Source organism: Kistimonas scapharcae, from assembly GCF_039540975.1.
GTDB lineage: Bacteria > Pseudomonadota > Gammaproteobacteria > Pseudomonadales > Endozoicomonadaceae > Kistimonas > Kistimonas scapharcae.
In genome coordinates this window covers 1-11,952 of record NZ_BAABFL010000387.1, presented here as the reverse complement: position 1 = coordinate 11,952, position 11,952 = coordinate 1, and the positions used below count along the sequence as shown (strand labels likewise).

The following is an 11,952-nucleotide window of genomic DNA, read 5'->3' as shown; positions in this document are numbered from 1 at the left end:
CAATTCCGAGACTGGCAAATATTATCGAATACGCCTCATGCTGGCTGCCATGTGGTCTGCACAGGAGTTTTTGAGTACTTACTGTTCTTGAGTATAAATAAGAATCGACTTCGCGATCAATATTCTCAATGATATTAACGACCTTATTTATATGAATACTTCGTTCTTGATCAACTTGTGGATGAGAAAAAATTGGTGATGTCTCTATTGTTGATTCTAGGTTTATCATTGCCTCCACAGCTTCACGACCTGAATTTGCTAGGTTTTTTGTAATTAATTCTTGATGTAATGGGAGACTTGCAACAGCACCTTTCTCTATGTTTCTGTGATACCCAAATGCATATAAGAGATCCTGAATATGTGTCGAATTTAATAGAGCTAAAATTCCCATTGTGTCAGATGTAATTCTAGGGATTATGGCAATAGACTTATCATTAACGACATGATCAGAAGCTAATAATCTTGGACTAAAACCTATACTGGTAGCTCTTGAATAACATATGCCAGGCTTTAACCAATGTTTGTTGCTTTGAGCTACCTGTGCATCTGTACCGGCTATACCAATTTGAAATGCCCGATTCTCACGAGCTTCACCCTTGTACCTCCAGACGAGAGTTGTTGGATTAAAAAATGGTTGGAAAAAGCCTCCTTTGTCATATCTAATCCAGTCATATCCGATATCTGAAGGCTTTACTTCCCAGAAATTTCTTAAGAATCTGAAATTATCAAAAGTGCCATTCCCTTTAAATGTTAATGCTATGTCAGGATCCAATCGGCTGGAATGTTTCATCCATAAAGAAATGCGTTCTGCTCCTAAGTCGAAGCAAAGGGGGGTTGATGGAATTTGTGAGAATGTAGTTGATGGTACAAAGCTAGGTTCTCTGGAGGAAAGAATCTTATCTCGATTTATAGAAGCATCTCTAGCAATATAAAAGCCTATTTGGTGGCTATCTACAGACTTTCGATTTTCAATCACAGCAAGTGAGGTATCCACTGTTGCTGTATCGAGCACACCGCCTCCTAAATCTGCAACTAGATGTAGCCTGTAATCGCTTGTTACTGATACTCTAAAGTCTTCTTGCCGTTTGATGCTAAGCCAAAGATTCGATGTTATCGCAGCTGAATACCCTGAAAATGATAAGAGTTCAAGAGATCTAGAGAAAAATGCAGAATACAAGTCAGTCCAGGTAGCAGGATATTTTGACTTCAAAATTGGCTTCATTTTTGGAGAGCATGCTCCAAAAGGCGGATTCATCAAAACCACATCAAACCGCTTCCGACACAACTCAATAAAAGCAAACCCCTTAGCCGCATCCTCAGCAAATAGCCGTTTTTGATCTGCCGTCGATTCAGCCTGATCTGCATAATCACTGAGCGCCTGCAAAATACGCTGCTCAGCATCATCCCAAAAGGTTTCATCATCAATACCGCGCAGATCAAAGCCCAGTTTTTTCTGTGGCGTGGCGGAATCCAGCTCAGTCTGGAACATATCGCCCATACTCTGGCTACCAGACTCCTTCAACCACTGTTCACGGGCTTCTTTAATAGCGGTTTGAATTTCCTCTTCAATTTTCAGCAGGGTGCCAGCCTCACCGGCCAGCTGCATTTTATCGAAGATCACTTCCAGCAATTGCCCTAAAACCGGCGGGTTGAGTTTATGGGTAAACTCCTGCAGCAGGGTTTTTTCACCGGGCATGGGTTCAGCGCAGACAATATTGGATTTAACAATGGCTGGCCGCTGCTGAGGCTGAATGCCCAGTTGATGCCAGGCCCGCTGCGCCCGCTGCCAGAGACTTAACCCGGCAATTTGCACCGCCCGTGGGTCAATATCCACACCGTGAATATTGTGCTCAATAATCAGTTTGGGGATTTGTCGTTTAAAATCGTCCAGACCATCAAAACTCATTTGCAGCGGTTCAAAGCCGGTTTCACGGATAAAGGCATCCGGCCCAAGCTCGGTTTCCAGCTGCCAGGCTTCCTGGTAAATGCGTTCAAACAGGTCAAAGGCATAGAGCCCAAAGTGCATGGAGCCACAGGCCGGGTCGAGCATACGAATGCTGCGGGGGTCTTTCAGGGGGCGGTGAGGCGTGTACACCGGCTGTTGCAGCAGTTCTTCCTGGCTTAGGGATTCCCCTTCGGTCTGGGCACTTTCCGGTGCCGGTTCATCGGGTTTCAGGAACACTTCCGTTGGACGACGCACTAAATAACGACAGGTGTCGGCCAGTGCGGTGTTGCCCCGGGTCATTTCATACCAGATGCGGCCCAGGGTGTTGTCGGTTAAAAACTCCACCACATAGCGCGGGGTAAAGAACTGGTTGCGCACCGCCAGTTCACGGCTGTTCCGTGGTGCCTGGGACTCGGCACGCATTTGTCGCCGCTCTTCCTGGGAGTTGAAATACTGGTAGATCCAGCCAATGGTTTCATCTTCTGCCCAGAGATGCTCAATCTCATGGTGGTTGATTTCTGCCAGTAGCTCCAGCAGGGCCGATTCCCGGGGGAACAGTCGCCCCTGTGCGCTGTGGCGGTCGAACAGCACGGCCAGATCCAGGCTGAATTCATCAAACAGGCTGAACAGGTAGTTGCGGTAGGCATCACCGGTTTCACCATGGGCGGTACCCGACAGTTGTCGATAAAGCTGAAAACCCTGGGAACTGTGGCCTTTGGCGACGGATTCCCGCAGAAAACCCCGGGCTTCGGCCATGCGCAGGGCGGCCAGCCGGTTAAGAATGGTAAAGGCCTGTTCCCGGACAATACGATCCAGGGCTTGGCGGGTTCTCTCTTGTTCACCTTTTTCACCTTTGCCGGTTTTGGCGCTCACCGTAGTGGCCAGATAATGGGCCAGGGTTTCACGCAACAGATGGGCGGTTTGTCGCTGGCGGTTATCCAGGTGAGTCAGGCTGGCAATATCGGCAACCGTGCCTTGTTTGGGGTCCAGGCCATAGGTGGCCTGGAGCTGGCGGGTAAATTCCTCACCCAATATTCCCCGGGCGTTGCTGACAAACTTTTGCAGACGGTTGCGGGTGCTTTGATCAAATGACATCTGTCGTTTTCCTGAAGTTCGTCCACCAGGCCGTCAGGAAAAGTCCCTGACTAATTGCCTGATTCAGAACCTGATCTCCGTTCACCCTGAACTCAGGGTGAACGGGGTTTGGAGGGGTATAAAATACGGAAGTGATGGCGGTTACTGGTACATCGACTCCGCTCAGGACGAGCGGAGTTTGGGGCTAGGATTGAAGGAACCCATCTGATGCATTGAAACCATAAACTGGCGATTACTCGCCGAGGCTGATTTCCAGCTCAAATTCATGGGCGTAGGCCAGTTCGCCTCGCAACTGCTCCAGCTGGTTAATAAGCTGGTTAAGTTCATCCAGACTGGTGATAGATTTTTTCGGTTGCAGGTGGCGAGTGATTTTCGCTTGCCCCTCTTTGCGCGCGGTTTCCTGCTCTTCCTTCAATTTGTCCTGCAATCGCTGCTGGCCGATACGCTGAATACCCGCTTTCATGTTTTGCAGCTCGGTTTGAATGGTGAACTCCTGATTAACCAGGGCTTGTAAACCCGCCAGGTCTTCACTGGCGGTTACCGTCAGCTTTTCCAGCTGGGCCAACTGGTTGTTTTGCTCCTGTTGGGTCAGGACTTTCCACTCGGCAATCCGCAACAAATCCTGCTCGCCGTCTTTAATGCGAGTGCCCTGTTCTGACTGCATGGTGATCACGCTGTCGCGCACCCGGCTCTTGATATGGGTAAGCTGGCTGGTAAACTCGGTGTTGTACTTAAAGAAATCGCTGTGACCCAGGCGCTCTTTGATATCGGTTAAATGCCCGGCCAGTTCCGACTTTACACTGCCTGGGGTGCCACTGTCCGGTAAAGACGCCAGAACAGTGCGATGCTGTTGCAGCTCTGCCAGGGTGTCTTCCAGACCTTGCTCCAGGCTGAGTTTAAGGTCCGCCGCCCATTTTAGACTGTGGTAGAGATCGGACTCTTCACCGCCCAACCGGGCTGGGGCATCGGAGGCATCGGTGGAGAGTACGTCTTTGATGTCGTTGGTTAACGATTCAATACGGTCGGCACCGGGTAAGCCCAGGCCCTTCAGCTTTTCCGCCAGGGGGCCATAGTGGTGCTGTAATTGTGGGAAGAGTTTAGTGGTAGCTTTGCTGATTTCGTCCTCCAGCGGAACCACCATCTCACCGCTAAGCTCTGTCAGGCGAGTGGCGGCACTGGCCATTACTTCCATGCTGGGGCGCTCTTCACGCAAGGATACGCCCACCGATTTAAAGGTGTTGTTGGTTTTCAGGGCATCAATGGCTTGCTGGCCATTAACGGTGACTTCACGGCCCGCTACCCGGAGTTTCACTTCTCCCGCCATCAGCATTGCGGCCACCAGGTAGCGCAGGGTGTCCTGTGACCAGCCATAGGGCGCATCGGTAAAGATATCGCTTAGGCGCTTGCCCTCGATGGAGCCCTGGCGTTCGACCATATCCCGGATGCTGGTGATGGCCTTGTGATCGGTATTAATGGAGGGGCGGCCGCCAATACGTTGCACCAGGCCAAGGGGGTCAATATCGCTGGTGATGCCAGCGAGGCTGCTGGTGTTGAGGAATTTTTCCGCCAGGTTGGTATTGGCGCGCACCGGGGCTTCGTTGTAGCGGTCGAAGACCTGTTCGGCGACGCTGGCCAGTTGCTTCCTGGCGGCTTCGATCAGTTTCAGGTCCAGGCTTTCGATGGCGGTGATTTCACCACGGAAGATAAACGAACCCTGTAATAAACTGCGGCGTATCAGGCCTTCCAGCTCGCTGATTTTGCGGTTGGCAATCTCGCTTTGGCTGGCGCAGTATTCCTTGACCTCCTGATCCGGTTCGGTGCGGTATTTATTGGCAATCTCGCGGCAGCGATAGATGTCGTTAATCAGTTCTTCCATTTCCGGCGTGGTGCGGCCAATGGCAAAAATGGTGTTCTGTTCTGTTTTGTGACGGCTCTCGTCAGTGAGGCGCGCTTTTGTGGTGTCGTAGTCTGTCGGGTCTGCCAGCTCCACAATGGTTTGAACGTTATTACGCTCACCGGCCAGGGAGGCGGGAACACCCCCTGCGCTTTGTGCTTTTAAACCGGTTTGTACTGACAAGGTGCCGTTTAAATTGGTCGCGGGGAGCGGTGAATAGGCTTCTTTTAACGCTTCATTCTGGATTCGGCGCAAATCCATGCTGCGCAGTGGAATAGTGGCCCGTTCCTGTTCGATGTCGTTCAGTTTTTCGCTGAAGAAGCACAGGTTGCCTTCTTGCTCGCCGAAGGGGACGATGGCGTCGTTGATTAATTGATCCACCGCCTGTTTAACCGCTTCGGCATTGGCTGCATCACTGATGCCCCCGTGCATCAGGCTGGTGACGTTCTGCAGTGAGATGGGCAGGTTGCCCAGGATTTGCAGCACACAAACGGTCTTGGCGATGTTTTGATGCAAGGGGGAGTCCGGAAAGCGGATTTTGACCTTGCCCACCGATTGATACAGGGACTGGTAGCCTTTTTCGATATCTTTTTTCAGGGCATCGAACAAGGTGACGGTATTGGCTAACCAACCCACCGGCTGGTTGGCAATGGGCGTTTTGCCATCGGCACCTTCTACCAGAACATCCTGAATTACTTTGATAGCCGAACGCAGGCCGATACCCCCGGTGGATTTTGCCAGGGAACCCAGCAGTTGCAGAAGAATATCGAAGTGAGCGGGCAGGAATGGGTACAGGTTGATAAAGGTTTGTTTATCAAAATCGGCACCGTAGGCGCGGGCATCCACCAGTTTGGTGTGGTTGCGCAGTGCCTGACCGTGTTTATCGAACAGTGTGCCCAGTTCCGCTTCACCGGCGGGGGATTTGCCCAGCAGTCGGCTGTAACAGATCTCCTTGATATCGTTGGCTTCAAGGTCAATCTGTATCGGGAAACGGTCTTTTAATTTATACAGTTCCGGGGAGTTCAGTGAGGCTTTGGGGTCGTCTTCGGTCAGGGTTTGTTGTGCTGTGCCAATCACCCAGACTTTACCATCACCAATGTTCTTGAGGTTTTTGGCCAGGCCATCCAGATTGAGAATGAGGTTTTGACGGGAGCCGACGTATTGGCCTACCTCATCAATAATAAAGATGATGTGCTCTTTGCCCGAGGCTTCCCGGGCGATTTCGATCATTTCTGCAACACGGTCGTTTTCAAAACGAATCACCTCGCTGGCTTCCGTTGAGAATGAAGCGGCGGTTTTAAACAGGGATGGGTACATTTTGTGGGCCAGCTCAGGAATAACGCTGTCAACCACCAGTTCGTCATTGCGATAATCGTCCCAGTCCAGGCCTTCGGTGTAATCACTGAATAGCTGTATAAACTCGTCGTGACGCCCTTCTTTTTTCAATTTGCGTTCGAAGGCGGCCACTTTTAAGTTGCGGGAATAACCAGCCCATTGAAGGACTTTGTAATAGAGGACGGTGGATACCTCTTCCATGGTGGCACCGGCCACTTGCTCACTGGCCAGATCCAGCATCAGGACGGCGGCAGGGAAGCGTTTTGTTACGGAGGTGAGCAGGGCTTTGGTTGTGGATTTTTTAAGCCGGTCTTGCAAGTGTTGAATAAATGGGGTGTCGTCGATTTTAATCGTGTTATCAAAGGCAAGACCCAGGTATTTGGTGAATGAGCTTTTACCTGAACCGTAGAAGCCGGAAACCCAGACGCCTACTTCGTTTTGTCCACCGGCTTCCATTGCGGACTGCATTTTGGTGAGCAATTTTTAAACTGCTCTTCGATGTTTTCAGTAACCACATATTCGGAAATTTCAGCCTTGAGCCTTTCTTCCTGGGAGACACCGTAGGTGATGACCTTTTCAATGGCGCGATAGATGTCTTTGTTGCTGTCGAACAGTGTTTTGATGGTCATGGTAAATTCCTGAATGCTTTGCTGATCTTCTATGATCTTCTGTGGTTAACCGCCCACATGGACAGAACGGTAATTGCCATCTTCCGGGTAGAATCCGAGGAACTTCAGGCGGGTTTTGCCGGTACGGGTGCCCGGGTAGAAAAAGACAGTCGGCACATGAAATTTGCCTTGTAACTGGCTTTCAATGGAGCCGATTCGTAAATAGGGGTGCAGTGCTTCAATATCGGTGACTAACAAGATATTTTTCGGGTTGCTCTCCAGTTCACTTAAAACCGCTTCCAGTTTGTTTTGCAGGGTGTTTTTTTTGGTCAGCGCTTCCGCTAATGAGTTATTGGTTTTTTGCCACTGCAGTGGGGCTGCGGAATCCTGTTGTTCCCAGGTTTTTTTGATAAATGGCGGCATCGCTGCAAAAATTTCTTGTATTGCGGTGGCAATTGAAAAGTGATGGACAAACCAGCCATCATTTTTTAATTTTGCCTCCCAGGCGGGCAGTTGACGCTTAACCTCGAGGATTTGTTCAGGCCTGAAGACCAGGTAAAAAATGGGTTCGAAGCTGGCGCTGGCAAATTCACGCCCGGTCCTTACCCGTTCCATGAGTTCATTAAAATCAGCTTTCAGTGATGACATTGATCACTTCCTCCATTGCTTTTAATTGCCAGCTAACGCGCGTGACTTCACCTGCCGACTGGACAATAAGCCAGCCGTTTTTTGCTATTTTTTTCAGTTCTTCCCGCACATCAAAGGGATCCAGTCCGAAGAGTTTCCAGCTTTCATGGTTGATGATGGCGTTATCCCCAAGCCCGGAAAAGTGGAGCCAGTAAGCCAAATACATCGATGTGGTTAATTGAATGCGGACCGGCTGGATGGTTCGTCTGGAAACTTTGCCTGTGGACAGAAGCTGGTAGTCAGCGCAACAGCCCAGGAGATAGGAGGAGACTCGTTTTATTGTGGAATCAGACCAGGTTTTTTGTGTTTTACCTTCGGCTACCGCATGGGTAACAAACTCGTAAGCGTCTTCTGTGCTGATCACATCATGCCCACTGGAATATTTCTCCCAATAAACAGTCGCAATAAAATCTAGCAGTATTGTATTGGCTAGGGCTGTATGGATAAGCAATAACTGGTTGAGTGGCTGACGAGATGCACTCTCGGCTATTGCTTTTAGGTAGATTGCTACAGCTGGTTTTAAATATCTTGGAGAGAAACACTCAGAGACTATATTTCGCAGTCTCCTGGCAGAAATATTTGGAAAAGAGCCAGAATCCAGTGCTTGGTCATAAAGCTGGGTTGAAGACATTTCCGGTTGGTACAGTGATAATAGATGTTTCGTCTCTTCTATTAAGCCCAATCCGGCTTGAAGCTGAGTTGTATAAAATGTTGTGGCCTCAGGTTGCATTATTTGCTCCCTTCATAAACGGGTAGCATGTGATGCCTTGGGTAAACGCACTTAAGTAATAACCTGCGCTTGATTTGATCAGCTGCTCAAGATCTGCATCAGAAAAGGAGCCGATGTTGACTGGCCCATCTTTAGCCAGTTCCTGGCTTGCAAGCTCGGCAAGTCTGTTGAGCGCCGTTTCTTGAGAGCTTAAGGTGCTGTGCAGCGATTCACCGCTGGAGAGTTCCTGAACGGCACTGGCCACCTCCCGCTCAATAGAGTCGGGGAGGCGATATAAGTGGTAGTTGATTCCGGTACCGATAAAACGGTCATGTACCGCCAGGGCCGCTTCACTTACGCCGTGATACTGGGCAAGTAGAATGGTTCGAGGGTATGTTGGCATGAGGTAGGCAGTACTGGATGAACTGAGGAAATTGCTTTCCCACCAGTTGAATTGGCTCTTTTCTCCAAGGAAGCCAATGATCAGTTTCAGTTCGGCGATCAGGTGTTTCGCTTGTTTGTTCATGTATTACTCGTATTGGCTTGCTCTAATCTAGGGCAATTCGTAAATTCTCATAGCCTGTCGATATTGGTTGCTTTTCGATCAAGTTTTGTTCTAAATCTTAAGGAGAATGTAATGGCTTCAGCATGGACTACCAGTGAGCTTGTCTGCAGGCACGCTACCGCCCGGAGGGGGTGCACGATTGTTTAGTTATCGGCAGAGCATGGGCCTCGGTAGCTCGGAGAGAAGTATATTGAACATTTGATCAAGGATTAGACCAGAATGTGATTTGTAGTGCTACATGTAGAGTTGACAAACGGCATGAAATGATCGTTATTATCGCAATAAAGTCTGTCTGTGCAAGAAAAGTCTCTATGGTCGTAAAATGTAAGGGATTCTTGGGCGATGCAAGCTGCCAAAAAGGCTCTGGAAAAGTGCGACCATATGTTATTGGGTGACTCCCCCAATGTTAACCTTATGGCTCACGTCATCGGTAATGCAGAGAGTTTTAGCATTGGCGATTTTGTGGATGTGGGGCAGGTTGTTGAAGATTATGCAGGAGCAAGCTCAACGGTTATATGCGGCAGTAACATCTCTGGTGAGTTTGCGATTGGAGAGTATGAGGTAATAGTCACGGTAGTGGTAAGTTGATCATTTCTAGTAAGAGAAATTGAACACATCCCCGTTATCCAGCCACCGCCAAACAATGCAAGGCTCGAAACTTCTACGGTTTCGAGCCTTTTTGCTTTTTGGCCCAGCTTTCAGTAAGTTACGACAGCCCTTCGCCCCGTCCGGTTCACCGTATTTCTAACAGAATAGCTGATTTTCGGGCTTTTCTACTCTCTGTTCTCTGCAAAGACCTCACTTTTGGATTTTTGAGAGGTCTTTGGATTCTGTATATATATCAAATGGTTATGTGGCTCCCGAAAGACCGGTGTCAAAGTGTGGGTTTTGGTGGGTTTGCATAACCATATTGTGTAAAAGCACACTGGTTTGGCTAAAAAAATTTACGGAAAGGCGGCTGTTAGCATAGCGATGTACGGAACATTCTGGGTTATAGTACCTATGACTTGCGGCAGAGTGTTGCTGTAACATGGTGTGCGTTAAAAGTGAGTTTTATTTTTTATGGCAAGATTGTGTGTTACGGGTGGTATCGCTCGTCCGGCTCTTCATAACTAATAGCGTTACTCTTAGCTCAACCGCCTTGCTGCAAGGCACTATTTATTATGAACGAAGAAGGATGACATTAATGTCTTACACTACCGGCACCGTGAAGTGGTTCAATGACGAGAAGGGTTTTGGTTTCATCGCTCAGGAAAGCGGTCCTGACGTGTTTGCCCATTTCCGTCAGATCAAGAGCGACGGTTTCCGTTCCCTGGCTGAAGGCCAGCAGGTACGCTTCAAGGTGACCCAGGGCCAGAAAGGTCCTCAGGCTGAAGAGATCGAAGTGATCTAAGCGACTGCTTTGTCACTGACCCTTCGGGGCAGAAGTGAGAAATAAAGGGCGATACCTTTGGGTGTTGCCCTTTTTTGCATTTGCGGTTTACGACTGATCGCCTGTGTGTCGTCAAATAGTGTTCCTTTTGTTTAGGTGTTTTATCAGGTAGCGGAATCGACAATAAGTACCTACTAATCTTATGGGTATTAAGGTTCTCTTGTCTCCACTTACCGAGTAGACAGTACGCACACAATCGACCGTGCCATAGGGATTGTTGCACTTACTGTATTAACCCAGCATTACAGATACAGAAGTATTTGACTGCCAGTAGGGAACTGAATATCCAAGAAGATGTCAGAAATACAACAATTTCTTTTTTGTGCATTGGTTTAATTCTTATGAAAGAGCATCCCACACTTGGTCTTATCGTTTTGACAGAGCCCTTATTACTTACTGCTTGTTATTTTTCTTTAACTAAGGGTAGATGTAGTCGGAGCGCTGCCTTGCTGGGGTTGATTTTATTATGATAATGTCGTCCGGGGATCAATCTGCTTCAGGTGTAACTGAATCACAGCAAAAGATATCTGATTCGCAAAAAAATATATCAACATTACGAAAAAGTGGGTATTCCATATCGCTCGGAAATAAACTTCTCGCTGCTATGTCTTTGTCTGAACGTGAAATTAATATTTCAAAGGTTAGGGAATATATCGTAGAGGGTGCTGCTCTTGACTGTGTAGATGCTGAAAGGTATACACCCTTGCATTTGGCCGTTTGGCATCAAAACCAAGAGCTTGTAGATATGCTTATTGAACATGGATCACCCCTTGATGAATTAAGTGATGGAGAATGTAGTACACCTTTACTTTTAGCATGCTCATTGGGGAATGTAGATATTGTAAAAGCTCTTGTTCAAAAAGGAGCTAATTTATTTTTTTTAGACGAAAGGGATGGAAATGCTGCTTTACATATTGCTGCGGAGAATGGCTTTCAAGATATTGTTAAAGAGTTGATAAATTTAAAACTTGATCCATTTATAAAGAATTTTAATGGAAGAACACCTTTCGATTTATCAAAGTTAATGGGATTTAAGGAAATTGAAAACTATCTTTGTATGGAAACTCATAATTTACAGCATCGCTGTAGGCTAGTAATCCTTGACTCTTTAAAATCTCGTGATTCTCATACGGTGTCTGAAAGAATATCGGTTCTTCCATTACCAAAAAAAGTTAAGGATTACCTGAAAAGCTATCCTAATTGATAAATTTTTCCTCTTGTTCTTGCCAATGGATTGAAAATGGATAAATGAAATCCTCCAGCGGCAGTAAGCTCAAGCCTTTCCCTGTCAAAATAGCTTGCTACATAGTGGGTAAGTGATCTAAGCGACTGGTTTGTCACTGACCCTTCGGGGTAGATGTGAAAAATAAAGGGCAATACCAGCGGGTGTTGCCCTTTTTTTATGATTGCGGTTTACGACTGATCGCCCAAGTGTGGCAAGAACTGCTTCTCCTGTTCAATCCAGTTATCGGAGAACGGTGCCATAAAGTCGTCCAGTGTCAGAAGACCCAAACCTTCACCGGTCAGGATCGCTTCCTGAATAGTGGGGGACAGACTGATCAGGCGAAGGATACGTGATGCACGTCCCTTGGTTGATATGCCTTCCCCCTGTGCCAGCATAGTTGTCGCCTCTTCTGAAATTTCCAACTTAAACAGGGGGTGGTCAGTGAGTAATCAATGAC

General features: G+C 47.9%; 10 protein-coding genes. 3 read left to right on the top strand and 7 right to left on the bottom strand.

Annotation, left to right across the window (positions count from 1 at the left end; translation table 11 throughout):
• The 6 genes from pglX to ABD892_RS14235 form a co-directional block, all read right to left on the bottom strand.
• On the bottom strand, window positions 1-3,040 hold a 3,040-nt coding region (gene pglX / locus ABD892_RS14260), incomplete at its 3' end, for a BREX-1 system adenine-specific DNA-methyltransferase PglX (protein WP_345196503.1).
• A gap of 232 nt (window positions 3,041-3,272) precedes the next feature.
• Window positions 3,273-6,725 carry a BREX system P-loop protein BrxC gene (brxC, locus tag ABD892_RS14255; RefSeq protein ID WP_345196502.1) on the bottom strand — a complete coding sequence of 1,151 codons (3,453 nt, stop codon included), beginning with the start codon at window positions 6,723-6,725 and terminating at the stop codon, window positions 3,273-3,275.
• Entirely contained in the window at window positions 6,698-6,898 is a 201-nt protein-coding gene (locus ABD892_RS14250; RefSeq protein WP_345196500.1) for a hypothetical protein, read from the bottom strand. The genes brxC and ABD892_RS14250 overlap by 28 nt, the downstream gene beginning before the upstream one ends.
• 45 nt (window positions 6,899-6,943) lie before the next feature.
• Entirely contained in the window at window positions 6,944-7,525 is a 582-nt protein-coding gene (locus ABD892_RS14245; RefSeq protein WP_345196498.1) for a BREX protein BrxB domain-containing protein, read from the bottom strand.
• Complete coding sequence (locus ABD892_RS14240) at window positions 7,506-8,294, bottom strand: BrxA family protein (protein ID WP_345196497.1); 789 nt, start codon at window positions 8,292-8,294, stop codon at window positions 7,506-7,508. The genes ABD892_RS14245 and ABD892_RS14240 overlap by 20 nt, the downstream gene beginning before the upstream one ends.
• The gene (locus ABD892_RS14235) at window positions 8,284-8,799 is read right to left on the bottom strand and encodes a BrxE family protein (RefSeq protein WP_345196496.1); all 516 of its coding nucleotides are present in this window, start codon (window positions 8,797-8,799) and stop codon (window positions 8,284-8,286) included. Before ABD892_RS14235 ends, ABD892_RS14240 begins: the two co-directional genes overlap by 11 nt.
• A gap of 381 nt (window positions 8,800-9,180) precedes the next feature.
• Between ABD892_RS14235 and ABD892_RS14230 the strand changes: the two genes are divergently transcribed.
• From ABD892_RS14230 to ABD892_RS14220, 3 genes are all read left to right on the top strand, one after another.
• Window positions 9,181-9,426, top strand: a complete 246-nt coding sequence (locus tag ABD892_RS14230; RefSeq protein ID WP_345196495.1) for a hypothetical protein — start codon at window positions 9,181-9,183, stop codon at window positions 9,424-9,426.
• A gap of 598 nt (window positions 9,427-10,024) precedes the next feature.
• A complete protein-coding gene (locus tag ABD892_RS14225) occupies window positions 10,025-10,231 on the top strand; it encodes a cold-shock protein (protein WP_345196494.1) in 207 nt (68 codons plus the stop codon).
• A 505-nt stretch (window positions 10,232-10,736) separates the two neighbouring features.
• Window positions 10,737-11,474, top strand: coding sequence for an ankyrin repeat domain-containing protein (locus ABD892_RS14220; RefSeq protein ID WP_345196493.1), 738 nt, complete (start codon window positions 10,737-10,739; stop codon window positions 11,472-11,474).
• Between the two features lie 209 nt (window positions 11,475-11,683).
• On the opposite strand, the gene ABD892_RS14215 is transcribed toward ABD892_RS14220, so the two are convergent.
• Window positions 11,684-11,890: a hypothetical protein gene (locus ABD892_RS14215; protein ID WP_345196492.1), complete on the bottom strand. Its 207-nt coding sequence runs from the start codon at window positions 11,888-11,890 to the stop codon at window positions 11,684-11,686.
• Window positions 11,891-11,952 lie beyond the last annotated feature (62 nt).